At 56.4% G+C, this 26,059-nt stretch carries 26 protein-coding genes and 1 tRNA gene; 11 read left to right on the top strand and 16 right to left on the bottom strand.

Features of this window, described 5'->3' with window-relative positions:
* Positions 1–13: 13 nt before the first annotated feature.
* From BM035_RS13515 to gloB, 3 genes are all read right to left on the bottom strand, one after another.
* Complete coding sequence (locus BM035_RS13515; protein WP_092032496.1) at positions 14–1,837, bottom strand: extracellular solute-binding protein; 1,824 nt, start codon at positions 1,835–1,837, stop codon at positions 14–16.
* 12 nt (positions 1,838–1,849) lie between these two features.
* On the bottom strand, positions 1,850–3,550 hold the full coding sequence (locus BM035_RS13520; RefSeq protein WP_008171711.1) for a LysM peptidoglycan-binding domain-containing protein: 1,701 nt from the start codon (positions 3,548–3,550) through the stop codon (positions 1,850–1,852).
* Between the two features lie 168 nt (positions 3,551–3,718).
* A complete protein-coding gene (gene gloB / locus BM035_RS13525) occupies positions 3,719–4,513 on the bottom strand; it encodes a hydroxyacylglutathione hydrolase (protein WP_008171709.1) in 795 nt (264 codons plus the stop codon).
* Between the two features lie 96 nt (positions 4,514–4,609).
* On the opposite strand from gloB, the gene BM035_RS13530 reads away from it, so the two are divergent.
* From BM035_RS13530 to BM035_RS13550, 5 genes are all read left to right on the top strand, one after another.
* Positions 4,610–5,404 (top strand): class I SAM-dependent methyltransferase, encoded by a 795-nt coding sequence (locus tag BM035_RS13530; RefSeq protein ID WP_014577168.1) that lies wholly within the window; start codon positions 4,610–4,612, stop codon positions 5,402–5,404.
* A gap of 28 nt (positions 5,405–5,432) precedes the next feature.
* Positions 5,433–5,876, top strand: a complete 444-nt coding sequence (rnhA, locus tag BM035_RS13535) for a ribonuclease HI (protein ID WP_014577167.1) — start codon at positions 5,433–5,435, stop codon at positions 5,874–5,876.
* Positions 5,877–5,914: 38 nt separating this feature from the next.
* On the top strand, positions 5,915–6,625 hold the full coding sequence (dnaQ, locus tag BM035_RS13540; protein WP_092032498.1) for a DNA polymerase III subunit epsilon: 711 nt from the start codon (positions 5,915–5,917) through the stop codon (positions 6,623–6,625).
* Positions 6,626–6,843: 218 nt separating this feature from the next.
* Positions 6,844–8,550: a chemotaxis protein gene (locus tag BM035_RS13545; protein ID WP_092032501.1), complete on the top strand. Its 1,707-nt coding sequence runs from the start codon at positions 6,844–6,846 to the stop codon at positions 8,548–8,550.
* A 4-nt stretch (positions 8,551–8,554) separates the two neighbouring features.
* On the top strand, positions 8,555–9,202 hold the full coding sequence (locus tag BM035_RS13550; RefSeq protein WP_008171698.1) for a hypothetical protein: 648 nt from the start codon (positions 8,555–8,557) through the stop codon (positions 9,200–9,202).
* 63 nt (positions 9,203–9,265) lie between these two features.
* On the opposite strand, the gene BM035_RS13555 is transcribed toward BM035_RS13550, so the two are convergent.
* A complete protein-coding gene (locus BM035_RS13555) occupies positions 9,266–9,580 on the bottom strand; it encodes an SCP2 sterol-binding domain-containing protein (protein ID WP_008171697.1) in 315 nt (104 codons plus the stop codon).
* Between the two features lie 231 nt (positions 9,581–9,811).
* Here BM035_RS13555 and sohB point away from each other — a divergent pair, with 231 nt between their 5' ends.
* Together sohB and BM035_RS13565 are read left to right on the top strand one after the other, a co-directional pair.
* The gene (gene sohB, locus BM035_RS13560; protein WP_008171694.1) at positions 9,812–10,873 is read left to right on the top strand and encodes a protease SohB; all 1,062 of its coding nucleotides are present in this window, start codon (positions 9,812–9,814) and stop codon (positions 10,871–10,873) included.
* A 23-nt stretch (positions 10,874–10,896) separates the two neighbouring features.
* On the top strand, positions 10,897–11,895 hold the full coding sequence (locus BM035_RS13565) for a YhdH/YhfP family quinone oxidoreductase (protein WP_092032504.1): 999 nt from the start codon (positions 10,897–10,899) through the stop codon (positions 11,893–11,895).
* Positions 11,896–11,969: 74 nt separating this feature from the next.
* Here the strand turns inward: BM035_RS13565 and BM035_RS13570 are convergent, their stop codons facing one another.
* The 4 genes from BM035_RS13570 to metH all read right to left on the bottom strand — a co-directional run bounded on the left by BM035_RS13570 (position 11,970) and on the right by metH (position 18,450).
* A complete protein-coding gene (locus tag BM035_RS13570; RefSeq protein WP_008171689.1) occupies positions 11,970–12,476 on the bottom strand; it encodes a DUF934 domain-containing protein in 507 nt (168 codons plus the stop codon).
* On the bottom strand, positions 12,469–14,121 hold the full coding sequence (locus BM035_RS13575; RefSeq protein ID WP_062784219.1) for a nitrite/sulfite reductase: 1,653 nt from the start codon (positions 14,119–14,121) through the stop codon (positions 12,469–12,471). The genes BM035_RS13570 and BM035_RS13575 overlap by 8 nt, the downstream gene beginning before the upstream one ends.
* 360 nt (positions 14,122–14,481) lie before the next feature.
* A complete protein-coding gene (locus BM035_RS13580) occupies positions 14,482–14,718 on the bottom strand; it encodes a DUF2970 domain-containing protein (protein WP_008171686.1) in 237 nt (78 codons plus the stop codon).
* 33 nt (positions 14,719–14,751) lie between these two features.
* Complete coding sequence (gene metH, locus BM035_RS13585; RefSeq protein WP_008171685.1) at positions 14,752–18,450, bottom strand: methionine synthase; 3,699 nt, start codon at positions 18,448–18,450, stop codon at positions 14,752–14,754.
* Positions 18,451–18,682: 232 nt separating this feature from the next.
* On the opposite strand from metH, the gene nfuA reads away from it, so the two are divergent.
* From nfuA to BM035_RS13600, 3 genes are all read left to right on the top strand, one after another.
* Positions 18,683–19,270, top strand: a complete 588-nt coding sequence (gene nfuA / locus BM035_RS13590; RefSeq protein ID WP_008171684.1) for a Fe-S biogenesis protein NfuA — start codon at positions 18,683–18,685, stop codon at positions 19,268–19,270.
* Between the two features lie 219 nt (positions 19,271–19,489).
* Positions 19,490–20,689 (top strand): hypothetical protein, encoded by a 1,200-nt coding sequence (locus BM035_RS13595; protein ID WP_008171683.1) that lies wholly within the window; start codon positions 19,490–19,492, stop codon positions 20,687–20,689.
* A 41-nt stretch (positions 20,690–20,730) separates the two neighbouring features.
* Entirely contained in the window at positions 20,731–21,099 is a 369-nt protein-coding gene (locus BM035_RS13600) for a hypothetical protein (protein ID WP_008171682.1), read from the top strand.
* Here the strand turns inward: BM035_RS13600 and BM035_RS13605 are convergent.
* The 5 genes from BM035_RS13605 to BM035_RS13625 all read right to left on the bottom strand — a co-directional run bounded on the left by BM035_RS13605 (position 21,086) and on the right by BM035_RS13625 (position 23,265).
* Entirely contained in the window at positions 21,086–21,412 is a 327-nt protein-coding gene (locus BM035_RS13605; protein WP_008171680.1) for a TusE/DsrC/DsvC family sulfur relay protein, read from the bottom strand. The genes BM035_RS13600 and BM035_RS13605 overlap by 14 nt on opposite strands.
* A 3-nt stretch (positions 21,413–21,415) precedes the next feature.
* Complete coding sequence (tusB, locus tag BM035_RS13610) at positions 21,416–21,700, bottom strand: sulfurtransferase complex subunit TusB (protein WP_008171678.1); 285 nt, start codon at positions 21,698–21,700, stop codon at positions 21,416–21,418.
* 5 nt (positions 21,701–21,705) lie between these two features.
* A complete protein-coding gene (locus tag BM035_RS13615) occupies positions 21,706–22,056 on the bottom strand; it encodes a DsrE family protein (protein WP_008171676.1) in 351 nt (116 codons plus the stop codon).
* Between the two features lie 2 nt (positions 22,057–22,058).
* Positions 22,059–22,463 carry a sulfurtransferase complex subunit TusD gene (gene tusD, locus BM035_RS13620; protein ID WP_008171675.1) on the bottom strand — a complete coding sequence of 135 codons (405 nt, stop codon included), beginning with the start codon at positions 22,461–22,463 and terminating at the stop codon, positions 22,059–22,061.
* 103 nt (positions 22,464–22,566) lie between these two features.
* Positions 22,567–23,265 carry a Bax inhibitor-1/YccA family protein gene (locus BM035_RS13625; RefSeq protein WP_014577154.1) on the bottom strand — a complete coding sequence of 233 codons (699 nt, stop codon included), beginning with the start codon at positions 23,263–23,265 and terminating at the stop codon, positions 22,567–22,569.
* A 211-nt stretch (positions 23,266–23,476) separates the two neighbouring features.
* Between BM035_RS13625 and BM035_RS13630 the strand changes: the two genes are divergently transcribed.
* Positions 23,477–23,567 (top strand) — tRNA-Ser (locus BM035_RS13630).
* A 386-nt stretch (positions 23,568–23,953) separates the two neighbouring features.
* Here BM035_RS13630 and hemH read toward each other — a convergent pair.
* From hemH to BM035_RS13650, 3 genes are all read right to left on the bottom strand, one after another.
* On the bottom strand, positions 23,954–25,063 hold the full coding sequence (hemH, locus tag BM035_RS13640) for a ferrochelatase (RefSeq protein WP_008171672.1): 1,110 nt from the start codon (positions 25,061–25,063) through the stop codon (positions 23,954–23,956).
* A gap of 37 nt (positions 25,064–25,100) precedes the next feature.
* On the bottom strand, positions 25,101–25,532 hold the full coding sequence (locus BM035_RS13645; RefSeq protein WP_008171670.1) for a TIGR01244 family sulfur transferase: 432 nt from the start codon (positions 25,530–25,532) through the stop codon (positions 25,101–25,103).
* Between the two features lie 97 nt (positions 25,533–25,629).
* Entirely contained in the window at positions 25,630–26,055 is a 426-nt protein-coding gene (locus tag BM035_RS13650; RefSeq protein ID WP_008171667.1) for a YeeE/YedE family protein, read from the bottom strand.
* Positions 26,056–26,059: the final 4 nt, after the last annotated feature.

Below are 26,059 nucleotides of genomic sequence, written 5' to 3' on the forward strand. Positions count from 1 at the left end.
GGCGGCGTTTTCCTCAGGGCTTCGCCCACCAGTTGTCCAGATCAATGCCGTTTTTCGGCGTCTCGGCTGGACGTTGCAGATGGTTCCAGTAGGCGACACGGTCGCTTCTCAGGTGCCAGTGAGGAATCACATAATAGTGGTGCAGCAGAACCCGGTCCAAGGCGCGAACCCGGTAAACCAGTTCCTCTCGGTTTGGCGCCTGAATGACCATGTTCACAAGCTCGTCGATCACCGGATCGCTCACGCCCATGTAATTCCGTGAGCCTTTGGCATCCACGGTGGATGAATGCCAGTATTCCCGCTGTTCATTGCCCGGGGAATCCGATTGGCCGAACACCTGGGTGATCATATCGAAATCGAATTCCCGCAGGCGCTGGATGTACTGGTTGCTGTCCACGAGGCGTACGGTCACATCGATACCGAGACGGCCGAGGTTGTTCTTGAAAGGCAGAACCACCCGCTCGAAGCTTTTCTGGAACAGCAGGATTTCGAACGCCAGTGGTTCGCCGGTTTCGCCGTGTACCATCTTGCCATCGCGGATGATATACCCGGCGGACTTGAGCAGACCCAGAGCCGTCCTCAGATTCTCGCGGAGGCCCTGCTGGCCTTCGGTGGTGGGTGGCTGGTACTCCTCGGTAAACACATCATCGGGCAACTGATCCCGGTAAGGTTCGAGTATTTCCAGTTCACGGCCGGTGGGGAGACCCGAGGAAGCGAGATCGCTGTTTTCAAAGTAGCTGTCAGTACGGGTGTACTGGTCGAAGAAGAGGTTCTTGTTGGCCCACTGGAAGTCGAAACCATAGGCCAGCGCTTCACGAACCAGCGGGTCGGAAAACACCTTTCTGCGGGTGTTGAAGGCAAAACCCTGCATGCCTGAAGGCCGGTGATGCTCGATGGCTTCCTTGATGATCATGCCGTTTTCGAAACGCTCCCCGGTGTAGGCTGTGGCCCAGTTCTTGGCAGAAGACTCCAACCGGAAATCGAAACTGCCGGCCTTGAACGCCTCCAGCGCCACGGTGTCATCGGTGTAGTAGTCGTAGGTGATCTGATCGAAGTTGAAGCGGCCATTCCGGACGCCAAGATCCTGTGCCCAGTAATCGTCAACCCGTTCGTAAGTAATCGACCGGCCTGCTTCGAAGTCACCAATCCGGTAGGGGCCACTGCCCAACGGCGGGTTGAGGCCATTCTTGCCAAATTCGCGATCGGCCCAGTAGTGTTGGGGCAGAATGGGCATCTGGCCGAGGATCAGCGGCAGCTCCCGATTGCTGGTTTCCTTGAAGTCAAAACGTACTCGCTGAGGGCTTTCTATCGTGACTGTTTCTACGTCAGCGTAGTAGTTCCGGAAGAAGGGATGCCCCTGGGTAGTAAGCGTGTCGAAGGAGAATTTCACATCCTCAGCGGTAATGGCTTCGCCATCGTGGAACCGCGCCTGTTCACGGATATTGAAAACCACATAGCTCCGGTCTTCGGGTGTCTCCAGGGATTCGGCAATCAGGCCGTAGGCCGAAAAGGGCTCATCGTCGGACGACTCAAGGAGTGTGTCATACAGATAGTTGCTGATGCCCGCGGCGGCAACACCCCGTATATCAAAAGGATTGAATGAGTCGAAGCCGTTGGCAACAACCGCCATTTTCAGGGTGCCGCCTTTCGGGGCTTCCGGATTCACGTAATCGAAGTGGCTGAACCCGGAAGGGTATTTGGTGTCCCCGTGCATGGCAATGCCATGTGCTGGCATTGCCTCGTCGGCGACGGAAAAGGGTGAGATAAGCGGTGTGGCAATAAGTGCCAGGGCTGATAAAAACGACGTAAGGGATGAGGCTTTCCGTGTTCTTGTCATAAGTCTCGCACGTCAGGGACTGTTTCGGATATCAACGTAGAGTACCAGACTTTGCCCGGGTTGCAGATAACGGGCGGTATTCAGATCGTTCCAGCTTGCGATGTCCCGCACATTCACGGAAAACCTGCTGGCAATCCGGGCAAGGGAGTCGCCTTTGCGCACCCGGTAGCCTACTTTCCGAACCATAGCCTTACCACGGCCACTGTTGGCTGCCACAACCGTCGGCTGACTGGTTTTGGACCAGATGACCAGTTCCTTGCCGGGTATCAGCGGATCGCCCGGCGCCATACCGTTCCAGGCAGCAACTTCACGTACGGACACCCGGTGCTCGCGGGCAATGTCCCAGAAGGTGTCGCCCTTGCGCACCGTGTAACGAACCTTGTTACCGTCCCGCTTACGCTCCTGTTTGCGCTCAAGGCGCTGGGAGGCGCTCAGGGCGTAAGCATCGCTGCCCTTGGAAGCAAAGGGAATCATCAGGCGCTGGCCAATTCGTATCAGGTCGCTGTCCAGATTGTTGACCTGCTGCAGCACTGACGGCGTTGTGGAGAACTTGCGGGAGATCGAATTGAGACTGTCTCCGGATTTGACTTCGTAGTTGCGCCAGGACACCCGTTGATTGGCTGGAATTTCAGCCAGGGCGGCACGGAACGTCTCCGCATTCCCAACCGGAACGAGCAACCGGTGAGGTCCATCCGGCGAAGTTGCCCAGCGATTGTAGGAGGGGTTCAGGAGGTAGATCTCGTCGACATCTACTCCGGCCAGTTCTGCCGCCTGGGCAAGGTCGAGCTGGGAGCCGGTATCAACAACTTCGAAGTAGGGTTCGTCTTTCAGCGATGGCAGTTCAATGCCATAGGCCTCGGGATTGTCGAATATTTTCGCCAGAGCAATCAGTTTGGGGACGTAGTGTCTGGTCTCCCGGGGCAGGTGAAGAGACCAGAAGTCTGTCGGCTTGTTGGCGTTCCGGTTGCGGCGCATGGCGCTGGAAACCGTGCCGCCGCCGCTGTTGTAGGCGGCAAGGGCGAGCGTGTGGTCGCCATCAAACCGGTTTGCGAGGCGCTCGAGATAGGTCAGGGCAGCGTCGGTTGCGGCGATGACGTCACGACGGTCATCGTGCCACCAGCTCTGTGTCAGGCCAAAGTATTTGCCCGTGGAGGGAATGAATTGCCAGAGACCGGCCGCGCGCCCATGGGAGTACGCAAACGGATCGAACGCGCTTTCAACAACGGGGAGCAGAGCATATTCGGCAGGCAAGCCCCGCTTTTCGGTCTCGTTGACGATATAGTGAAGGTAGCGACTGCCGCGTTCCACAACCCGGTCAATGTAGCCGGGATGTCGGGCATACCAGTTCAACTGGTCCCGAACCCGTTCATTGTCGATATCGTGATCCAGAACAAATCCTGAGCGCAGTCTTGCCCACAGATCTTGCTCAACTGCCTCCGCCTCAGCGGTTTTCTGAACCGGATTGTCGAGCTTCTCCCGGGCATCCCTGGCAGCATCCTTCAATTCCGGAGCAATAGCTTCGTCCAGCGGCTCGTCGCGGGCAGCGTCACGGTTTTCTCCGGTCTCGACAGCTTTCTTGAGCCCTTCATCGCCCGCGGCGACCGTGACTTCCTGTGTGTTCAGCGGGCTTTGCTCTCCCTGGCTGATCAGGCTGGTGCAGCCACTTGCGAGGGCTCCGGCGAAAAACAAAAACGACAATCGTCTGGCCGACATAACAGCATCCGGGTTCAGGTTGAGGCCGGATTCAGCATCTGAAACTCCGGCATATTGAACAATTTACGGTCACAATTTTGAAATGATTCTATGGGACCGATTAAAAAGGGGTCAAGAAACCTCTCGTTACGGCTCTGAGAGGATTTGTTAAGTGCGTATCACCAGGCGTCAGAAATTATCCTTGCCGTGGCGAATGGCCGCAAAAATAGCGTTATCGGAATCGGCGGGCAGGCCGCGGCTTGAGCAATAGGCCCGGGCGGAGTCCACTACCGCCGGATCATCCCACCGCAGAAACGGATTGAGCCGTTTCTCGTTCTCGAGGATTGAAGGAACCGTCGGTTCTCCTGCATCGCGGGCGGCCTGACACTCCTGCTCGAACGTCCGGAGACCTTCGTCTTCCGGCAACCAGCTGCGGGCAAAGCGCAGGTTCGCGAGGGTGTACTCGTGGGCGCAGTAAACGGCGGTCTTGCCAGGCAGCGCCCGGAGGGTCTGAAGAGACTGACGCATCTGCTCCGGTGAGCCCTCGAACAGACGTCCGCATCCACAGACAAAAAGGGTATCGCCACAGAAGAGAACCGGCCGACCATTTACCTCGACGTCGGTGAAGTAGGCAATATGATCGAGAGTATGGCCGGGAACGCCCAGGACCTGGAAGGTGATATCTTCCCAGATCACCTCGTCACCGGGATGAACCAGGTTGGTACTGCCTTTGTAGGGCGAATCCGCGGGGCCCGTTACCCTGCAATCCGGAAAACGGGAGAGCAATTCTTTGACACCGCCGACATGGTCCGGATGATGGTGGGTCACCAGAATGGTATCCAGGGTCAGTCCGTTCTCGGCCAGATGGTCCAGGACCGGTTGGGCCTGGCCCGGGTCCACGATCAGCGCCTTGTCGCTGGCGGTGTCGGAAAGGCACCAGATATAGTTGTCACTGAAGGCGGGTATGGCGGAAATGGTCAGCATAGGGCCCCACATGTGCTTATCGAATGTGACTGATATGATAGAGCATTAAATACAAGGCCCCAACCATGGGAAAGGGCTTCCTGGAGTGGCGCATTGGTGAGTGAATCCGAGGCAGTTGATTATTCCGCCAGACATGAGAGCTTTGAGCGCTGGTTCCAGACCCCGCTTGGTCGGGCACTGTTGGCCGACCAGAGACGCTTTGTCGACGCCGAGCTACAGCGTCTGACAGGCGCCAGGCAGTTGCAGGTGGGGATCAGCCATCGGCTGCCATTGGCTACCGGCACGGATTTTTCCCAGAAGATCATGACAGCGCCAAGATGGTATCCCCATATTCCGGATGGAGTCGCAATCTGCGATGCCGACGAGCTGGCCTTTCCCGGTGACTCGATGGATCTTGTCGTGCTGCATCACACGGCCGATTTCTCTCCTTACCCTCACCAGGTGATTCGCGAGGCGGCGCGCGTGCTCCGGGGAGAGGGCACGATGGCCCTGTTTGGTTTTAATCCTCTGAGCCTCTGGGGTGCGCGCAAACTGATCTCCAGGAGTAGCGAGGGCCCGTGGGGCGGTCGTTTCCTCTTGCGTGGACGCATGGAAGACTGGCTGCACTTGCTGGGCTTCAATGTTGAAGCGTCGATTACCCGGTTTTTCAGGCCACCACTGCAGCGCAGTGGTCGCAAGCCGACGAGCCGGATTGACAACCGTTTGTCCGGAAATCGACTCCTGCCAGTAGGCGCCTATTACTGTATCCTTGCCAAAAAACGCGTCCACGCCCGGTTGCCGAGGCGCCCCGTCTGGCGCCAAAGCAAGGTGATTGCTCTGCCGGGCACCGGTACCGTTGGCGCCTCCCGAGGTTGCAGCCGCAGTGGCTCGCCGATTAACAGACCGAAGTGAATCACCGAAAATTAAATCAGGAGGCTGAATGACCGGCAAGGTAACCCTCTATACGGATGGCGCCTGCAAAGGCAACCCCGGGCCCGGCGGCTGGGGCGTGGTTTTGCGCTATGGCGACAATCGAAAGACCCTGCACGGCGGGGAGACGAATACCACGAACAACCGCATGGAATTAATGGCAGCCATCCGTGGTCTGGAGGCCCTGAAGCGCCCGTGCGAGGTGGAGCTGTTTACGGATTCGCAGTACGTGCGCAAAGGCATTACGGAATGGATGGCAGGCTGGAAGCGGAACGGCTGGAAGACCTCCGCGAAAAAGCCCGTGAAGAACGAAGATCTCTGGCGCGAGCTGGATGCCGAAGTGGCCCGGCACCAGATTAACTGGCACTGGGTAAAAGGGCACTCTGGTGTTCCTGACAATGAGCTGGCGGATGAACTGGCCAATCGCGGTGTCGACGAGCTTTCCGGCGCATAGATTCAGAGCGCATAAATACAGTTAACCAGGTACAGGCAATGAGACAGATCGTACTGGATACAGAAACCACGGGTATCGACCCGGCAGAAGGTCACCGGATCATCGAGATCGGTTGTGTTGAATTGATGGAGCGCCAGCTCACCGGCCGCAACTACCATGTCTATATCAACCCGGACCGGGAAGTAGAGGCTGAGGCGATCACTGTTCACGGCATCACCAACGAGTTCCTTGCCGACAAACCCCGTTTCGCGGAAATCGCCGATGAGTTCTTCGAGTTCATCAAGGGCGCCGAGCTGGTTATCCATAACGCTGCGTTCGACGTCGGCTTCATGGACTCGGAATTCGCCCGTCTCAAGCCGGTACGGAAAACCGCGGACCACTGCGGAATCGTGGACTCGCTCGCTATCGCAAGGGCCCGTCACCCGGGGCAGAAGAACAACCTTGATGCGCTCTGCAAGCGCTACGGTGTGGACAACAGCAACCGTGACCTCCACGGCGCGTTGCTGGATGCGGAGATCCTGGCCGATGTTTACCTCCTGCTTACCGGTGGCCAGACCGCGCTGTCACTGGATGCCGGATCCGAGAACGGCGGCGGTAACGGCGGAATTCGAAGGCTGCCTGCTGACAGAGCGCCCCTGTCGGTGGTTCGTGCCTCCAGTTCAGAGGCCGAAGCCCACAAAGAGTTCATGTCCCTGCTCGAAAAACAGGCGGGCGAAACTGTGTGGGGTAAACTCCAGAGCCCGGAATGAGAACTGGGTCGGGCTGTACCAAATGTTACATTCCGCCTTTCTTGAGGTACTTGAGTTTTATGTTATAAGTAATGATAAGTTCGCCAGTTTTTTGCGAACTGGCTTTGGCCGGAAAAGGGGTTAGCCGGCCCAGAACAAAAAGGCCTGGTACGCGACAGCCGGACCAGTGACCACCAAAGAGGATGCGGTAGTCTCCGCAACATTAACGGGAAGCGTTTATGGTTCAGTCGTCTCTCGCGACGAAATCGCAGTCGTTTGATCTGGTCAAAAGTGAAATAGAGCAGACCATCAAGCAGGCAGAATCCAGCCTTGAACGCTTTCAGGAAAACCGCGAAAGGGGTGAGGATCTCCAGAACTGTGTTGATTTCATCAACCAGTTGCGGGGCATTTTTATTCTGGTGGAGCTGCGGGGCGGAACCCTGCTGTGCCAGGAAGCAGTAACTATGGCCAACGACGTTCCCGTTGGCGCTAATGACGACAAAAACATCCTCCTTACTACCCTCAATAGCGCTCTGTTCATTCTTCGGCGCTATGTCGAGTACTATCATCAGCAGCGCGAAGACCATCCCGAGCTGTTGCTTCCCGTGATCAATGACCTCCGAGAGGCCCGCCGGGAAAAACCCTATCCCGAATCCTGTTTTTTTGATGTCGATGTCAAAGAGAGGCCGGATTTTTGTGCCGGTTTGTCATTGCAGCCGTTTGAAGGCAATGAGGCGGATTACGAAGTCATGGCGCGTCGCATGCGCCTGACCTTCCAGGTTGCGCTTTTGGGAATTCTTCGCGACCGGAACGATGTGGTAAACAAGAAATTGATTGGCCGCGCTTCGAGAGGACTTGCCCGCCTTTGCCAGGGCGCACCTATGGGGCAGATGTGGTGCCTTGTCGGCATTGTTGCGGACACCATGCTTGATCGCGCTATGGTCTTTAACAAGGCCCGCAAGCGCATGTTCATGCGGATCGAGAAGTACGCCCGGGAAGTGGTGTACGTGGGCAAGGTTGCCACGGGTAAAGACGCGCCGGATTCGCTGATTCGGGATCTGGTCTATCTGCTGTACCGCAGCGGGTCTGCTAACCCTGAAGTTACCGAGGTGTTATCCGCTTACCATCTCGCGCCGGCGGATTTTCCGGATTCTATGCTGGAAGCCCATGCGCGCAGGTTGTACGGTCCTGGCAGTGATGTCCTTAAATCCCTGTCAGAAGCGCTGCAGGATGAACTGAACCAGTTGAAGGACAAGCTGGACATCATTGAACGCGGTATCGAGCCGGATCTGGCGGAGCTGTCTTCGATTGCCGATGCCCTCGAACGACTGGCCAACACTTTGGTGATGCTTGACCTGAACAAGCTGGCGGGCGTTTCAAGAGAAGAGGCGAGCAAGCTTCGGGGTTGGGAAGCAGAATCTCGCTTGCCAGGTGATGATGAACTGTATCGACTCGCCGATTCCGTCCTGGGAATCGAAGACGCCGTCATGCAGATCGTGACCCGCGGCATCACGTCGGAAACCGACGCGTTGGCCGGTGGTGAACGCAAGCGGGAGGAGTCTGTCTACCTCCGTGAGGCGCTCTATGTCGTGGCTGACGAAGCCCGTGGGGCATTGACCCTGGCAAAGCGTGCAATCACCGCTTTTATCGAATCCGACTACGACAAACTGCATCTTGCCAATCTGCCAGCAACCCTGCACAGCATCTGGGGTGGCCTGCAAATGGTGAATGATCCTGGAGCCGCCGGGGTTCTCGAGCGGGTTGCGGCTTCAATCCAGGAGCGCTTGCTGGATGCGAAGGAAGCGCCAGCCGCCCAGGTGCTCGAGGCGCTGGCGGACGCTCTGACTTCGCTGGAGTACTGCATCGAGAGTATTGGCAAAAGCGAAGACCGCAACGTAGATCTACTGAAACTGGCTGAATCGTCGCTGGACGATGTAGGTTTGTAGTTCCATGTCCCACACGCTCGCTATCATTGTACTGGCCGCTGCCGGCGCTGTGATGGTTATAGCGGGCCTGCTGTTTTTCAGGCACCCCCGATGGTTGCTCACCTGGATTAAAGGAACAGCGGTTTTCGGTGTCATTCTGGCCGGTTTATATGTCCTCGTGATTGCGGTAAATCTGAGCAGCTATCATTCACTGGTAGGCTTGCAGACCGCGGCAAGCATCTCCACCCAGAGACAGGCCGAACAGATCTGGCAGGTTTCCCTTCAGAGTCAGGATGGGTTGTCTGTGGTGAGAACGCTGCAGGGCGATCAATGGCAGATTGACGCCAGGATTCTCCGTTTTACCGGCCCCTTCCGTTGGCTTGATATCGCTCCCGGTTACCGGCTCGAGCAATTGAGTGGGCGTTACACGTCGCTTGAGCAGGAGAGGTCGGCTCCGAGGACTTCCATAGGCCTCGCTGAAGGCATCTGGCCTGATCTCTGGCAGTGGGACCGTCAATTCAACTTGCCGTTTGTGGAGGCCGTGGACGGAAGCATGACGTTCATGCCAATGCGGGATGGGGCTGTTTTCGAGGTAAAGCTATCCTCTTCGGGTCTGGTTGCTGTTCCGGTAAACGAGCAGGCGAGGGAAGCCGTGCAGTTCTGGAATCAATAGATTCTCGGGCATAAAAAAAGCCTGCGTCGAGACGCAGGCTTTTTTGTGCTTGACGGGGGGCAATCAGCCCATCTTGAACAGTTCGCCCAATTTGGTTGCCAGCATCATATCGCCTTCGGCGCGCAGTTGACCTGCCATGAATGCCTGCATGCCGTCGGTCTCGCCTGAAACGATGCCCTGCAGGGTTTCGGAGTTCATGATCAGGGTAACGGATGGATCGTCATGGGCGCCTTCGTGCATTTTGCAGGTGCCGTCATTAATAACGAGGTGGTAGGTCTTGTCGTCCTCGATGTCGAACTGGAATACCAGGTCCAGGCCTTGAGCTGCGTCTGCGTTGAAATTCTGTTCGAGTTGTTCAAATACCTGAGCTACAGACATTGTTTTACCCTTTTGATGGTTGTCTAGTCATGATCACGACGGCTTGATGTCCCTGGCTGCACGAGCCTGATCGGGTGCCCGGGTAGAGCCGACCTCGCAATCCGACTTTATGGTGAGTGGTCGGCCCTGTCAAGATCGATCGAACGCTTGTTTTAATTTTTTTGCTCTCCTTATCACCATAAATTCGGTAAGTTACACTCTTGTTCCCGCACACTGAGTTGGAGAAGCACTTTGGAGTTCCTGACAGAATACGGTTTGTTTTTGGCCAAGATCGTTACTTTCGTGGTGGCGGCCCTGGTAGTGATCTCTGTCATCATGTCCGCGGCCCAGAAGGATCGGGGCGATCATGAGGGCGAGGGAGAACTCAAGATCCGGAAACTCAACGAGAAATACGAAAAGCTGCGTGAATCGATTCAGTCACGGCTGATGTCTGATCACCAAAGAAAGGTGTTCCAGAAGGCCCGGAAAAAGGCTCAGAAGGCGGAGAAGAAAGCGGCCAAGGCCGCGAAGAATACCGATGAGCAGGATGACAGTCGTGGTCGCGTCTATGTTCTGGATTTCGACGGCGATATCAAAGCCAGCGACACAGATCCGCTTCGCAGGGCAATTACTGCGGTGCTGAGTATTGCCGATCCGGAAAAAGACGAAGTGGTTATCCGCCTCGAAAGCGGTGGTGGGCTGGTTCATTCCTATGGCCTTGCGGCCGCCCAGCTGGACCGGATTCGCAGCAAGGGTCTTCGCCTCACCGCCTGCGTTGACAAGGTGGCGGCCAGTGGAGGCTACATGATGGCCTGCGTCGCAGACAGGATCGTTGCTTCGCCCTTTGCCATCCTGGGCTCGATCGGTGTGGTTGCCCAGCTTCCGAATTTCCATCGTTTCCTCAAGAAGAACGACGTGGACTTCGAGGTGCTCACCGCTGGAGAGCACAAACGCACCATGACTATATTTGGTGAAAACACCGATAAAGGCCGACAGAAATTTCTGGAAGATCTTGAAGACACTCACGGTCTTTTCAAAGAGTATGTCAGCGAACGCCGGCCGGACCTGGACATTGCAGCCGTTGCCAATGGAGATATCTGGTTCGGCAAGCGAGCGCTCGAAGTGAAACTGATCGACGAGATCAAGACCTCCGACGAATATCTCATTGAAGCCTGCGACCGGGCAGACGTAGTCTCAGTGGCATATCAGCGCAAGCGGACCCTTCCGGAAAAACTCGGATTGGCCACCAGTTCGGCGCTTGAACACACTGTCTGGAAAGTCCTGGGCGCCTTCCGCAACCAGAAGTTCCAGTAGACCACCGAAAGCGGAGAAGAATGATGACCACCAATTCCGAATTCAAGGCCTGGCGCGTTGAAGAGCAGAACGGCGAGTATGTCGGTGCGGAGAAATCTTTGAGTACTGCCGACCTTCCTGATGGTGACGTCCTGATACGGGTAAGCCACTCTTCTCTCAACTACAAGGATGCGCTGTCGGCTTCCGGCAATAAGGGCGTTACCCGTTCCTTTCCCCATACCCCGGGTATTGATGCAGCAGGAGAGGTCGTCGATTCCGCCACTGGCAACCCCTCGAACGGCAGTCCGGTTATCGTGACCGGGTACGACCTGGGCATGAATACAGACGGCGGTTTTGGCGAATACATCCGCGTACCTGCCGCCTGGTGTGTTCCCATGCCGGAAGGATGGAACGCTCGTACCGCTATGATCTATGGCACCGCCGGCCTCACCGCCGGTCTCTGTGTTCAGAAGCTTCTGACTATGGGCGCCAAGCCGGAGCAGGGCAAAGTCGCTGTTTCAGGAGCCTCCGGTGCCGTTGGCACCGTTGCGGTGGAACTGCTTGCCAAACTTGGGTTCGACGTCGTCGCCATAAGCGGCAAGGCCGACCATGCAGACGATCTCAAAGCTCTTGGGGCTAAAGAAGTTGTGGGTCGTGAAACCCTGGCCGAGGATAAGAAACCCCTCGTTAAACCGGCATTTGCGAACGCTGTCGATACGGTGGGTGGTAGCCCATTGGCCGAACTGCTCAAGCAGATCAAGCCTGGTGGCTCAGTATCCTGTTGTGGTCTCGTAGCCGGTCCGGGCCTTCAGTCCACCGTGCTGCCGTTTATCCTGCGAGGCGTGAATCTGCTGGGTGTCGATTCGGTAGAGATTCCCCTGCCAGAGAAAGAAGCGGTATGGAAGAAATTCGCCGGGGAGTGGGCGTGTCCGAAGACCGAAGCGTCTGCCCGGGATATCGGTCGCAGTGAGCTGGATGGGGCGCTGAAGGCGTTCTTGAAAGGTGAATCAGCCGGCAAGATTGTCCTGGATCACTCTAAATAAGAAGCGACTCCAACCGATAAGATGGAATAGAAGAGAGGGAAAAGCCCCTCTCTTCGTACTCTAAAGCTTCATAACTAGGAGGCCCGACGCCGGAACAGCGGGATCTCCGTATCGGTCGCGGCCTGGTAGCCCTGGCTGAAGAAGTTCAGGCACCGCGCAGCTTTGTTGATGTCCTTGTCAGCCCGAAGGACATAAGCATCGAATCCGCAGCGCTTCATGAACTGCAGCTGATCCAGCAACACGTCTCCAATCGCCCGAAGCTCATTCTTGTAGCCGAAACGTTCACGCAGTAGCCGGCCAATGCTGTAACCACGCCCGTCACTGAACTTCGGAAAATTCACAGCAATTACCGGCAGTTCGTTCACCCGACCGTCCAGAATCTCCGGCTCGTCGTGGCTGTCGAACCACACGCCAATCTCCTGCCGTCCGGTAAAATGCTCATAGCCTGCCAGCCAGAGATCCGCAGGGATTAACGCCGGCTGGTCGGCCGGAATATCCAGCGATTCGCCCTCGGCGGGGCGGGGCACCACTACCCAGTTGTCCTGGCGGATGCTGCCATCCGGAGAAATAACGTTAGGCATAAACCCGCTCCTTGAATGGATCAATTCCTACGCGGCGATAGGTGTCGAGGAAGGTTTCCTCTTCCGTGCGCTTGTCCACGTAGACATCAATGATCTTTGAAATCACCTTGGGCATCTCATCCCGTGCAAAGGAAGGCCCCAGAATCTTGCCGATTGAGGCATCATGATGGGACGACCCGCCCAGACTGATTTGATAGAACTCCTGGCCTTTCTTGTCGACACCGAGAACACCAATGTTGCCGACGTGGTGGTGGCCGCAGGCATTCATGCAGCCGGAAATGTTCAGATCGATATTGCCCAGGTCGTACAGATAATCCAGATCATCGAACTGCCGCTGGATGGCCTCGGCCACCGGGATGGACTTGGCATTGGCCAGGGCGCAGTAATCACCGCCGGGGCAGCAGATAACATCAGTCAGGGTGTTCAGGTTCGCGGTACCGAAACCCATGGGCGTAATCGCCTGCCACAGTTCAAACAGCCGATCCTGGCGCACATCGGCCAGCACCACGTTCTGTTGGTGAGTGACCCGGATTTCACCGAAGCTGAACTCGTCTGCCAGATCGGCAATCTGTTCAAGCTGCTTGTCACTGACATCGCCAGGAGGAGTGCCGGTTTTCTTCATCGTCAGGGAGACGATGGCATAGCCTGCCTTCTTGTGGGTGTCCACGTTGTGGGTCAGCCACTGGTCAAAGCCCCGGTTCTCAAACCGCTGGCTGGCCAGCAGGTCCGTGGCATTGTCGATAGCCGCGTAATCCGGTTCGGTAAAGTAGGCCTGGATGCGTTGAATCGCCTCGGGCGTCAGCCGGGTCGGGGATTCCTTGATATGCTGCCACTCTGCTTCCACTTTTTCAGCAAAGCCCTCAGGGGTCAGAGCCTTCACCAGAATCTTGATCCGGGCCTTGAACTTGTTGTCGCGCCGACCGTATCGGTTATAGACGCGAAGCACGGCCTCCAGGTAGGTCAAAAGATCCAGTTCCGGCAGGAAATCGCGAATTACCGGCCCGACCATGGGCGTACGGCCAAGACCACCGCCCACGTGTACCCGGAAACCGAGATCGCCGGCCTCGTTGCGTACCATCTGAAGCCCGATGTCGTGCACCTGGATGGCGGCTCGATCGGTTTGCTCGGAAGCGTTCACGGCAACCTTGAATTTCCGCGGCAGGAAGGCAAATTCCGGATGGAACGTGGACCACTGGCGAATGATTTCGCAGTAGGGCCGCGGATCCGCAATCTCGTCCGACTGAACACCGGAGAACTGGTCTGTGGTGGTATTACGAATGCAGTTGCCGCTGGTCTGGTTGGCGTGCATTTCCACTTCAGCGAGTTCTGCAAGAATGTCGGGAACGTCTTCCAGCGCCGGCCAGTTAAGCTGCACATTCTGGCGAGTGGTGAAGTGCGCATAGCCTTTGTCGTAGTCCCGGGTGATTCGCGCAAGCCGGCGAAGCTGGTCTGAGCGCATCATGCCGTAAGGAACACAGATCCTGAGCATGGGGGCAAGACGCTGAACGTACAGGCCGTTCTGCAGGCGAAGGGGAAGAAACTCGTCTTCAGCCAACTCCCCGGCCAGCGCTCTTTCGGTCTGGTCACGGAACTGGGCAACCCTCTCGGCAGCCATTTGCCGATCGTGTTCATCATATACGTACATAGTGGGAAGATCCTGCTTGAAAGCGACATATCCAGGCCGACGGCCTTATATCTGACGGGAAGGATAACAGCGGGTTTTTATTCTTAAAATGATTATTTCAAAATATGTTTATCGACTCAGGCGATAAGCAGAAGGAACAAGGGACTGGACGAATATCAATTAACTGCTTAACTTGGAGGATGACGTTAGCAGTGTGCGCTGCTGCCGTGATAACAAGAAAAACACGAGACAAAAACTCGGAAAGAGGAACAGACATGAAAAAGACCGCACGTTCTGACAGTCAGGCCGATGCCGTTGCCGCAGTGCTGCTGGTGGTTCTTGCCGTGGCTTTCGCGGTGGTCTGGGTAGCTGGCCAGTAGTCTACTGGCTCGCCAGGACCAGATTTACAATAACGATCAGGCCTACAACAAAGCTGGCTGTGAACAGAATGCCGGCAATGATGTAAGGCCAGGGGCTATGGCTTGAAAAGTCCTCTTCCCGGCGCTTGTCGGACTGAACTCCGAACGCGCCTGCGAGTATGCTTTGCATGACTTTCAATACGCCAGGTCCACGCGGCTTTTTTTCGTCCCGTTTTTCCGCTTCTGAAGATTCAGTCATACATCCGCCCCTGATCTGTGCTTCACCCGAAGCTTACTCTGCCGGATCGTACGCCAGGCTTGGCGCAAGCCAGCGTTCTGCCTCGGCCTTGGAAATGCCTTTGCGTTCAGCATAGTCCTCAACCTGGTCAGCGCCAATTTTCCCTACCGCAAAATACTTGGATTCCGGATGCGCAAAGTACCAGCCGGAGACGGCAGCGGTCGGGAACATGGCAAAGTGCTCGGTCAACTCAATGCCTGCAGTATCAGTGGCCTCAAGCAAATTGAACAAGGTTGCCTTCTCCGTGTGGTCCGGGCACGCCGGGTAGCCGGGTGCCGGACGTATTCCGCGGTACCTTTCCTTGATCAGGTCATCGTTGGCCAGCTTTTCATCAGCGGCATAGCCCCAGAACTCCTGGCGAACCCGCTCGTGCATCCGCTCGGCGAAAGCTTCTGCCAGGCGGTCGGCCAACGCCTTCACCATAATCGCGTTATAGTCGTCGTTGGCATCTTTGAACTCTACCGAGAATTCTTCTGCACCAATGCCGGTGGTGACCGCGAAACCGCCCACGTAGTCCACCGTCCCGGAGCCTTCAGGCGCGACAAAATCCGACAGCGCCATCATGGGTTTGCCCGGTGCCTTTTCATCCTGCTGACGGAGGTGGTGCAGAGTAGTCAGCTCCTCGGTGCAGGATTCGTCCGTGTAAAGCACAACATCGTCACCGCGGCGGTTGGCTGGCCAGAAACCGATGACGCCACGGGCAGAGACCCGCTTTTCATCAATCATCCGGTGCAGAATCTTCTGGGCATCGTCAAAGAGGTGGCGGGCAGCCTCGCCACGCTTCGGGTCATCAAAAATGGCCGGGTACTTGCCAGAAATATCCCAGGACATGAAGAACGGCGTCCAGTCGATGTAGTCCACCAGCTCGTTGAGGTCATATTCCTCGAACACCCGGATGCCGGTGAAAGCCGGCTTTGGAGGCTGGTAGCCTTCGAAGGAGATGTCGGGGGCGCGATCACGAGCTTCCTTCAGGGAAACCAGCTTGGTGCGGTCACCCCGGTTCTTGCGGCGCTCGCGGATTTCGTCATATTCAGTTCGGGCGGCTTCCACAAACTCGGGCTTCGCATTCTTGCTCAGAAGCTGGGATGCGACGTTCACGCAGCGGGATGCGTCCGACACGTACAGCGCGATGTCGTTCTTGTACTGGGGCTCGATTTTTACCGCGGTATGCGCCTTGGAAGTTGTTGCGCCACCGATCATCAGCGGAATGTTGAAATCGAGTCGTTGCATCTCGCGAGCCACGTGGACCATTTCGTCCAGAGACGGTGTAATCAGACCGCTCAGACCAATAAGGTCGACATCGTGTTCTTTTGCAGCAGCGAGGATCTTGTCGCAGGGCACCATCACACCCAGGTCAATCACCTCATAGTTGTTGCATTGCAGGACCACTCCCACGATGTTCTTGCCGATATCATGGACATCGCCCTTTACCGTGGCCATCAGGATCTTGCCCTTGGCTTTCTGGTCTTCCGTTTTCTCCGCTTCGATGTAGGGAATCAGGTGTGCAACAGCCTGTTTCATGACGCGGGCGCTTTTGACCACCTGGGGCAGGAACATCTTGCCATCGCCGAAGAGGTCTCCGACCACGTTCATGCCATCCATCAATGGGCCTTCAATGACCTCAATGGGATGTGTGGCTCTCTGGCGGCAGGCTTCGGTATCGTCCACGATATAGGTGGTAATGCCTTTGACCAGTGCATGTTCCAGGCGCTTCTCCACCGGCCATTCACGCCAGGCCAGGTCTTCCTCCTGGGTTTTGCCGCCTTTGCCTTTGTAGCGTTCGGCGATCTCAAGGAGCCGGTCGGTGGAATCATCACGGCGGTTCAGGACAACATCTTCCACCAGCTCTTTGAGCTCCGGATCGATTTCATCGTAGATCACCAGTTGGCCGGGGTTCACGATGCCCATGTTCATCCCCGCCTTGATGGCGTGGTAGAGGAACACCGAGTGGATGGCTTCACGGACTACATCATTGCCGCGGAACGAGAAGGACACGTTGCTCACGCCGCCGGAAATTGAGGCGTGGGGCAGGTTTTCCCGAATCCAGCGGGTGGCGTTGATGAAATCCACCGCGTAGTTGTTGTGTTCCTCGATGCCTGTGGCAATGGCAAAGATGTTCGGATCAAAAATGATATCCGCCGGGTTGAAGCCGATGCCGGTCAACACGTCGTAAGAGCGCTTGCAGATCTCGGTCTTGCGCTCGTAGGTGTCTGCCTGGCCCTGTTCGTCAAAGGCCATTACCACCACGGCGGCGCCATAGCGCATGCAATCTCTGGCGCGCTTGACGAACTCCTCTTCGCCTTCCTTGAGACTGATGGAGTTCACAACCGCCTTGCCCTGGATGCAGCGCAATCCTGCTTCGATCACATCCCACTTGGAGGAGTCGATCATGATCGGCACCCGGGAGATATCCGGCTCGGAGGCGACGAGGTTCAGGAAGGTGACCATCACCTCTTTCGACTCCAGCATGCCCTCATCCATGTTGATGTCGATGATCTGGGCACCGTTTTCCACCTGATCACGGGCGACGCTGAGGGCCTCTTCGTATTGCTCTTCCTTGATCAGACGCAGGAAGCGCTTGGAGCCGGTGACGTTGGTCCGCTCACCCACGTTGATAAACAGAACATTGTCGTCGCCTGTGAACGGCTCAAGGCCAGAAAGACGCAACGCTTTCGGGCGTTCGGGAATCTTCCGGGGCGGGTACTTGGACACCGCCTGGGCGATGGCTTCGATGTGATCCGGCCGGGAGCCACAGCAGCCACCGATGATGTTCAGAAAACCGTCACGGGCGAAGCCTTCGATGATCTCGGCCATTTCCTCGGGTGTCTGATCGTATTCACCAAACTCGTTGGGAAGGCCGGCATTCGGGTGGGCGCTGACATAGGTTTCCGCCTTTGCAGACAGCTCTTCCACATAAGGTCGCAGGGCGTCGGCCCCCAGTGCGCAGTTCAGGCCAACGGATATGGGTTTGGCGTGGGCCACCGAATTCCAGAAAGCCTCGGTGGTCTGACCGGAAAGGGTTCGGCCGGAGGCATCGGTAATGGTGCCGGAAATCATGATCGGCAGGGTGATGCCGCTGTCCTCAAAATACTGCTGAGTGGCGTAGATCGCCGCTTTCGCGTTCAGCGTATCGAAAATGGTTTCAATCAGGATCAGGTCGCAGCCGCCTTCGACCAGGCCTCCTACCGCTTCGTAGTAGTTATCGACCAGGGTCTGGAAATCGACATTGCGGTAGCCCGGGTTATTGACATCCGGTGAGATGGAGGCGGTCCGCGATGTCGGCCCGACGGCACCGGCAACAAATCGCGGCTTTTCCGGGTTTTTCGCGGTGTACTCATCCGCGATCTGCCGGGCCAGTTCGGCTGCGGCCACGTTCAGTTCCCTGGCAATCGCTTCCAGCCCATAGTCCGCCTGGGAAAGCTGGGTGGAGTTAAAGGTGTTGGTCTCGATAATGTCTGCGCCGGCGTCCAGGTAGTCCGCGTGGATGTTGCGGAGCAGGGCGGGCTGGGTCAGGTTCAGCAGGTCATTATTGCCCTGAACTTCCCGCTCGTAGTCGGCAAACCGATCGCCACGGAACGCCTTCTCGTCCAGCTTGAGATTCTGGATCATGGTGCCCATGCCGCCATCAAGGATCACGATGCGTTCCTGCAGGGCCTTGTGGAGCTGGTCGAGACGGGTGGTGCGATCGGTCATAGGTTTACTTCCGGATGTCGTTAAAAACGCGGTATTAAAATCAATGGCGCGGGATCATAGCAAAATTGCCCGAGCCCGTCTTAGTACGAATGACGATTATCAATTGCCTACTGCAAATACCTGCCAATACGGGAAATTCATTACCTTCGTAAAGCCCGACTATTTTACTTGGTCTTTCATGTTCCCGCGAACTCCCTTAAAATGAATCCAAACTTTCAAACGGGTTGAAAACATGGCTCAGGTTACTGTGACAGATCCCGCTCGGGATTATCTTGCACAACTTATCGAAAAACAGGACGTGGAAGGCATGGGCGTACGTATCTTCGTGACCCAGCCCGGCACCAAAAACGCCGAAACCTGTCTGGCCTACTGCCCGCCTAACGAAGTAGTACCGACGGACGAGCAGGTAGATCTGGACAAGTTCATCCTGTATCTGGACCACAATTCCGTGCCCTTCCTCGAAGAGGCCTACGTGGATTACTCCAAGGACCAGATGGGTGGGCAGCTCACCATCAAGGCACCAAACGCAAAAGTGCCCAAGATTGATGACGACGCACCTTTGCCGGATCGGGTGAACTACATACTCGCTTCCGAGATCAATCCGAATCTGGCCGCCCATGGCGGCGAGGTGTCCCTTGTGGAGATCGTCGACGAATCCGTGGCCGTGCTGCGTTTCGGTGGCGGTTGCCAGGGTTGCTCGGCAGTCAGCCTGACCCTGAAGCAGGGCGTGGAATCAACCTTGAAAGAGCGGGTTCCGGAAATCACTGCAGTGCGTGATGTGACCGACCACTCCTACACCGAAAACGCCTACTACCAGTAAGTCCTTCCTGCCCGGTTTGCCGCGCCCTGCGGGGCGCGGCATCTATTCGGCCTGCCGCATTACCGCTTTCGCCATGGCTGCTCGGCCAATGTTGTGACATTTCAATTACTTCATCATTTGTCGCATACACAGCAACTGCAGGCAGGTACTATCCTGTCTGTCCGTTAACGGCATTATCACCGCCTAAAAACGGATTACACTCTTCTACCGGGGTCAAACTTGTTCGACGTTGCGCTTCTGTCAGTGCCTCTTATGGCGGCTGTTGTTGGTTGGCTGACCAACTGGCTGGCCATCCAGATGTCCTTCTATCCGGTGCAGTTCATCGGGGTGGGGCTGATAGGGTGGCAGGGCGTTATTCCCCGCAAAGCGGAAAAGATGGCGCATATCTGCATCGACAGGACGCTTCGGCAGTTCGGCGACCTCAACGCTGTCTACCAGAAGCTTGAACCGCAGCGCATCGTTGAGCAGGTGATTTCCCAGGTGACCCCGCGGATGGATGAGTACATCGATGAGGTTATGTACGAAATCCAGCCGGTCCTTTGGGACAACCTTCCGTTATTTGTCAGAAACCGGATTTATCAGTGGGCCCGTGAACAGCTGCCCTCCAGGGTAGAGGAGCTGGTGGAGGACTTTGGTGACGATCTGGACGAGTTGGTCGACCTCAAGGCTCTGCTCAGCCGCGAACTCGAAAAACATCCGGACATGATGAACCGGATTTTCCAGCAAGCCGGTGCGGTGGAGCTTCAGTCTGTGATCAACCGAGGTGCGGTTATCGGAGGCATTCTTGGCGCTCTCCTTGTGCCCTTATGGACCCGCTATCCGGAGCCCTGGCTGCTGCCGCTGGGCGGCTTCGTGGTCGGTTTCGTGACCAACTGGATTGCCATCAACCTGATTTTCGCGCCGCTCAAGCCCCGACGAATCCTGTTTTGGAAGGTTCAGGGTTTGTTTTTGCGCAGGCAGCCAGAAATCAGTGATGTCTGGGCCAGGCTGGTGGCGGAGGAACTGATTACTGTAGAGAAGGTTGCCGACGCCATGATCAACGGCAGCCACGGTGACAGAACCCGTGCGATTATCCAGAAACACCTTCGCCCCTTACTGGACAACTCTGTCATCATGAAGCTGACGGCGCAGGTCACCGTTGGTATGACGGGTTACACCGAGCTCAAGAAAGCCATGAACCAGAAGGCGGTACTGGCTACGCGTGACGTGTTCAGTGACCCGGCTTTTAACCGTGAGCGGGCACCTGTGGTAGCCGAAGTTCTGTCCGGCCAGATGAAAGCGCTGAAACCCGATGAATTCCAGGACATCCTGCGCCCTGCGTTCCGGGAAGAAGAGGTCCAGTTGATGATTGTGGGCGGTATTTTTGGTGCCCTGGCAGGGTTACTCCAGTTCGTTTCCCTGAACTATCTGAATTTCTAGCCGGAATGAATCCCGTTATCGGGAGTACAAGGAGGAAGGCCATGCCTTTTTGGCTAACACTGACAATCCAGATTCTTGCAACCGTTGGCGCCGTGCTTGTCACTCTCTGGGGGTTCTGGCGTTTCGTGGTCCGTCCATACCTCGATGCCAGGGTGGCGGAACTGATTGAGGCCGGCCGGGAAATCGAACCGGCGGTGACTCGCGGTGTAAAAAAGGGTGTGGCAGATACCATCCGGGAACTGCCAGAAAGCGCCCTTGACGGCACCGTTAAAGAATCGACCCGCCAGTTCCTGAAATTTGGCTCTGGCCTGTTTGAGAACGGCCTGAGCAGCTTCCTTGGCAGTGCAGCGGACCTGGAACGCAACAGGCAGAAGGACGGCGCTGCCTCAAAGGACTCTAAAGACAGTTAGTTGGCCTTGGCAGCCCCGCAATCCTGCAGGCGGTCTTTGCAGGGGTGCCGGGAAACAGCTGCATCAGGTAGATGCTGTTCCCCTTATCCTCGCCGAGCGCTTCTTTGACCGCCTTCACAAACAGGCGATTAGAGGGTGGCGACATTTCATGCTCTTTATAAAAAGATCTAAGAAACTTTATGATTTCCCAGTGTTTTTCTGTGAGATCCACGTCGTCCTCGGCAGCGATGGCCGTCGCGACACCTTCGGTCCACGTCTGGGCGTCTTCAAGAAAGCCTTCGTTGTTTCGTTGTGGCATTGCATTACTGACCATGGTTTACCAACTGATTACCCGTTGTGCCTGCAATGAAAGCGTTACCATCTCCGCAAAGTCCACAGAACTGACGTTGCCGCTCAGATCTCCCAGTCCGCGCGCCTCGACGTCCGGAATGAGCGCAAAGACCTTGCTGGCGCCCGGCAGAAGGTTCCCGCGTGCCAGCAACAGCACGCCGTTGCCGGTCAGAAGAAGGCCGTCTTCTGCAGACATCATTTCAACGCACCGCGCGGCCCGGGGATGATCGGGGGATTTGTTCAATATGTGCAATGTCTGGATGTCAGTCATCTGAGCTAACCTGCAAATGCGGTGTGGTCATAGTCAGTGAGGAGATCGGCATCAGCATCTACCAGGGTGACGCCTTCAATCAGCGAATGCTCATCGAGGCCGTAGGCAATACAGGCAGCCCGATCAGCCAGGATCGCGTCCATGCCGAATATCGGTGCTGCAGCGAGATTCTTCTCCACAGACTTCTGTTCAATGCCTCCGGCGTGCTGAGTCTGTCTCAGCCAGTTAACGCCAGGCCCGGTGAATAGCAGGGATGCCGACTGGTCGAAGGCTGCCAGCGAAAACGCCATATCCAGTGCTTCCCGTCCGGTCCACGCGCCGTAGGGAGGCTGGTCAATCATGATCAGTGTGGTCATGGTCAGTCTCCAGCGTGGAAATAAAGCGTGCGCGTGGATTTGATTCGCCCCTCGACCCATTCTCCGAGGCCAGCGATTTCAAACGGGGCCCGAAGATTGGCCGAAGGCAATTCATAGCGTTTCTGTTCGGTTTCGTTGACGAGGCCACGACGCAGCGCGGAGGCAATGCATGCCACACCGGGAATCTTGTGCTGAGTCAGAAACCGGGACCATTCGTCTGGCCAGTGGGTTTCGTCAGACGGCGGCGCGCAGAGCGCAGAGGCCAAATGGACCCCGTCACCGTAGAGGAACACCCGGTCAATCTGATGGCCAGCATCTACCGCTGCCTTCGCAAAGCCGAGAGCAGTCTGGGGCGCCTGAGACGAGTAGGGCGCGCCAGTAATTACCAGGGTAAAGGTTTCGGACATGGTTCCTGTTCGTTATAAGTCTGCAAGACAATGACTTTCAGTTTACCGAAAGCAAAAACCCCGGCAACTGCCGGGGTTTCGAAGCGGCTGATTCAGCCTGGTATCAATCTTCGCCACTGAACGCAGACAGCAGGTGCAGCAGGCTGACGAACAGGTTGTAGATGGATACATACAGACCAACAGTGGCGATGACGTAGTTACGCTCACCACCCTTGATGATCTGGCTGGTCTCGAACAGGATCATGATCGAAGCAAAGATCGTGAAGCCGGCGGACACTGCCAGATGCAGAACAGAGCTCTCCATCAGGAAGGCCAGAAGCATGGCACCGATCAGTACAAACGCACCAGCGGTCAGGAAGCTGGACATGAAGCTGAAGTCTTTCTTGGTGATGATGGCCGTGGCAGACAGACCAACAAACGCAACTGCGGTCAGTGTCAGCGCCTGGGCGACAATCGAGGAAGCGCCGGCAGCTACGAAGGCGCCAATGATCGGACCCAGGGTGTATCCCATGAACCCGGTCAGGGCGAAGGTAGTCACGATGCCCCAGGGGCTGTTTTTCAACTTATAGGTTGCGAACAGCAGCCCAATGTATCCCACGATGGTGATCAGGAAGCCCGGGTGGGTTCCGTTCATGTTCAGGAATGCTGTCAGCGCCGAAAAGGCGAGTGTCATGCCAAGCAGCATATAGGTGTTGCGCAACACCTTCATCGCATCATCGCTGATGCCTGTGGTCGCGCGCTCCGTCTGGGGAGTCGAATAGGCTCCCTGAGAGTTCTGAACGCCGAATCGTCTGTCTTCCATTGTCATCTCCGTTTATAACGACTGGATACTGGTTCCCATAATAGTGTCAGATACGCAACTTTCAATCATTTACGACAGGAAAACGTCTTCCGGATTCCATTAAAAACCGTTAATGTTGAAAAATGCGGCGGGTTTTATGCAGAGCGTTGACAGCACAGGCAATTCCGGTATCATGCTCACCGCTGTCGCAATGACGGCGAATGGAAAAACCGGTGGGCTGGCAGAGTGGCTGAATGCAGCGGTCTTGAAAACCGCCGAAGGTTAGTAGCCTTCCCGGGGTTCGAATCCCTGGCCCACCGCCATTTTTCCTCTTACCTTTCTTTCTTCCGAATCTCCTGTTCCCCACGTGATATTTCCCGTCATAACGACGTGGTTATCCCTACTTGGTTTGAAGCCAGTTAACCCTCATTATCCTTGCACAGAGACTATGAGAGGGTGTTATGGGCGAATTTCAGAATCATCAAACATCTGATACCGGTTCGGCCGAACGCCGGAACCGCAAGTTTTCCGTGTCCGCAAATCGGGGCAGGGCGAGCCATAAGGTGCGTTATGTGGAGGCTGGCGGCGCCGCCGTTGATACGGGCGAATGCACGTTCTGTCAGTCTGTACCGGATCTTTCAGAGGGCTTTGAAGGCAAGGAGGGAAACCGGGGCAGCTGACGCAGCCCCGGCTATAACTCGGGGGCGGATCAGAGATCCCGGCCCGGATAGATTGCTTCTTTCTGCTCGGCTGCCCGCTGCTGGCGAGCTGCCAGAGCCTCTGGCTCGTTCTTTGGCACCTGCCAGCCTTCCAGATTTTCCTCGATCAGTTTTACCAGGGCTTCGATGTGCCCGGGTGTGGCGTTCAGCGCTGTGATGTAGCTGAACCCTTCACCGCCGGCCTCCATGAAGTACTCACGGTTTTCTTCGTCGATTTCCTCAATGGTTTCGAGGCAATCGGATGAAAAGCCGGGGCAGAATACGTCGATGGATTTGACGCCTTTGCCTGGCAGGGACTTCAGGGTTTCATCCGTGTAGGGCTTGAGCCACTCTTCCTTGCCAAAGCGGGATTGGAACGTGGTCATGTAGTCCTCTTTGCTCAGGCCCAGCCGCTCAGCCAGCAGGCGAGACGTTTTGTGGCACTCGCAGTGATAAGGATCGCCCTTGGTCAGGTACTTGAGCGGCACGCCATGGTAGGAAAATACCAGCTTCTGGTTGCGTCCATGGTTGGCCCAGTGCGCCTCGATATGGCGCGCCATGGCTTCAATGTACGGAGGATAATCCGGGTAGTGAGAAATGAAACGGAAATCGGGCAGCCAGCGCCGTTTCGAGAAATCCTTGGCAATGGCATCGAAGGTGGAGGCCGAGGTCGACGCGGAGTATTGGGGGTAAAGTGGCAGAACCAGCAGTTTCCGTACGCCCTGTTCCTGCATCTCATCAAGAACCCGGGAAATTGAGGGGTTGCCGTAGCGCATCGCAAAGCCGACGACCACGTTAGGGCCGTACTTGCGCTTGAGTGCCTCTCGGATACCCTCAGCCTGCTTTGCAGTGTGCAGCAGCAGGGGAGAGCCCTCCGGCTGCCAGACGCTTGAGTAAGCCTCTGCGCTTCGCTTGGGACGAATTCTCAGGATCACACCGTGAAGGATCAGCCACCAGAGCGGCCGCGGCAATTCGACCACCCGGGGGTCCGAGAGAAATTCAGCCAGGTAGCGACGGAGGGCCGAGGTTGTTGGCGCATCCGGTGTCCCCAGGTTGGTAACCAGCACTCCCAATCGGTCAGACTGGTTGTGGCTGAAATTCTCTGAACCTTTGTATTGCATGCGGTAGATCCTGAACGTTGGTTAGGCGGTGGCAGTGTCAGCCTTTGTCGGCGGCCTGCTGCGCCATTCTTGGTGCAAGGCCGGAAATGTCGTAACCGGCGTTGCGTGCTTTGGTAAAAATCTCATCGGCTGATGTGTTTCTGGCCGCGCTCAGAGCCCAGAGCACGGTGCAGCGGGTCCCGGAACGACAGAATGCCAGTACGGGTTTTTCGGCGTCCCGGATCATCGGCGCGAAGCGGTTTACGTCGTCGTCAGTGATGTTTCCCGACTCCACCGGCATGTATACCCACTCAAGGCCCTGTTCCCTGGCGGCGGCTTCAATATCCGCCATGGCAGGCTGGCCCGGCTCTTCGTGGTCAGGGCGATTTGCTACGAGAGTCTTGAACCCCAGCTTCGCGGCTTCTGCCACGTCTTCAATGGAAATCTGCGGGGCTACCGAAATGTTGTCGTCGATTTTTCTGATATCCATGGATGTCGTTCTCCGAATCGGGTGGTGGAGCTGCCGCCATGATCGCACAGCCCCCGGGCTGTGTCAGAATGGCGGCGGGTAAATTTACAGAAAATACTTACACTTTCGCACGGTTGCGCTCAATGACTTCGAAAATGCCCATGCCCGCAACCATGGCCGCAACAAACACCGCCGCCTTGGTTTCACCGGCACCGAGCGCGACCAGTCCCGGCCCGGGGCAGAAGCCGGCGATACCCCAGCCAACGCCGAACATAAGACCCCCGAGTACCAATCGTTTATCGATATGGGCACTGGTGGGCATTTTCATGTGGAACCCGAGGAAGGAAAGGGTGCGCTTGCGGGCAACAGCAAACGCGACCACACCCACCATGATGGCGCCGCCCATCACAAACGCCAGTGAAGGATCCCAAAGGCCTGCGATATCAAGGAAGCCGAGCACCTTTTCAGGATTGGCCATGCCGGAAACGATAAGCCCCATTCCGAAGACAAGGCCAGCAAACAGAGAAGCAAGAGAAAATTTCATGGCG

This window comes from Marinobacter sp. DSM 26671, assembly GCF_900112835.1.
Classification (GTDB): Bacteria; Pseudomonadota; Gammaproteobacteria; order Pseudomonadales; family Oleiphilaceae; genus Marinobacter; species Marinobacter flavimaris.

Excerpts from the sequence above, each read along its gene's own strand:
- BM035_RS13570 (WP_008171689.1), bottom strand. The coding sequence starts at position 12,476 with ATGCCTAACGTTATTTCTCCGGATGGCAGCATCCGCCAGGACAACTGG.
- BM035_RS13515 (WP_092032496.1), bottom strand. The coding sequence starts at position 1,837 with ATGACAAGAACACGGAAAGCCTCATCCCTTACGTCGTTTTTATCAGCC.
- BM035_RS13600 (WP_008171682.1), top strand. The coding sequence starts at position 20,731 with ATGCCTTTTTGGCTAACACTGACAATCCAGATTCTTGCAACCGTTGGC.
- BM035_RS13555 (WP_008171697.1), bottom strand. The coding sequence starts at position 9,580 with ATGTCTGTAGCTCAGGTATTTGAACAACTCGAACAGAATTTCAACGCA.
- BM035_RS13645 (WP_008171670.1), bottom strand. The coding sequence starts at position 25,532 with ATGGATATCAGAAAAATCGACGACAACATTTCGGTAGCCCCGCAGATT.
- tusB (WP_008171678.1), bottom strand. The coding sequence starts at position 21,700 with ATGACTGACATCCAGACATTGCACATATTGAACAAATCCCCCGATCAT.
- BM035_RS13575 (WP_062784219.1), bottom strand. The coding sequence starts at position 14,121 with ATGTACGTATATGATGAACACGATCGGCAAATGGCTGCCGAGAGGGTT.
- BM035_RS13545 (WP_092032501.1), top strand. The coding sequence starts at position 6,844 with ATGGTTCAGTCGTCTCTCGCGACGAAATCGCAGTCGTTTGATCTGGTC.
- BM035_RS13625 (WP_014577154.1), bottom strand. The coding sequence starts at position 23,265 with ATGGAAGACAGACGATTCGGCGTTCAGAACTCTCAGGGAGCCTATTCG.
- BM035_RS13520 (WP_008171711.1), bottom strand. The coding sequence starts at position 3,550 with ATGTCGGCCAGACGATTGTCGTTTTTGTTTTTCGCCGGAGCCCTCGCA.
- dnaQ (WP_092032498.1), top strand. The coding sequence starts at position 5,915 with ATGAGACAGATCGTACTGGATACAGAAACCACGGGTATCGACCCGGCA.
- BM035_RS13615 (WP_008171676.1), bottom strand. The coding sequence starts at position 22,056 with ATGACCACACTGATCATGATTGACCAGCCTCCCTACGGCGCGTGGACC.
- BM035_RS13580 (WP_008171686.1), bottom strand. The coding sequence starts at position 14,718 with ATGACTGAATCTTCAGAAGCGGAAAAACGGGACGAAAAAAAGCCGCGT.
- metH (WP_008171685.1), bottom strand. The coding sequence starts at position 18,450 with ATGACCGATCGCACCACCCGTCTCGACCAGCTCCACAAGGCCCTGCAG.
- nfuA (WP_008171684.1), top strand. The coding sequence starts at position 18,683 with ATGGCTCAGGTTACTGTGACAGATCCCGCTCGGGATTATCTTGCACAA.
- BM035_RS13650 (WP_008171667.1), bottom strand. The coding sequence starts at position 26,055 with ATGAAATTTTCTCTTGCTTCTCTGTTTGCTGGCCTTGTCTTCGGAATG.
- gloB (WP_008171709.1), bottom strand. The coding sequence starts at position 4,513 with ATGCTGACCATTTCCGCCATACCCGCCTTCAGTGACAACTATATCTGG.
- BM035_RS13550 (WP_008171698.1), top strand. The coding sequence starts at position 8,555 with ATGTCCCACACGCTCGCTATCATTGTACTGGCCGCTGCCGGCGCTGTG.
- rnhA (WP_014577167.1), top strand. The coding sequence starts at position 5,433 with ATGACCGGCAAGGTAACCCTCTATACGGATGGCGCCTGCAAAGGCAAC.
- BM035_RS13565 (WP_092032504.1), top strand. The coding sequence starts at position 10,897 with ATGACCACCAATTCCGAATTCAAGGCCTGGCGCGTTGAAGAGCAGAAC.
- tusD (WP_008171675.1), bottom strand. The coding sequence starts at position 22,463 with ATGTCCGAAACCTTTACCCTGGTAATTACTGGCGCGCCCTACTCGTCT.
- BM035_RS13605 (WP_008171680.1), bottom strand. The coding sequence starts at position 21,412 with ATGGTCAGTAATGCAATGCCACAACGAAACAACGAAGGCTTTCTTGAA.
- hemH (WP_008171672.1), bottom strand. The coding sequence starts at position 25,063 with ATGCAATACAAAGGTTCAGAGAATTTCAGCCACAACCAGTCTGACCGA.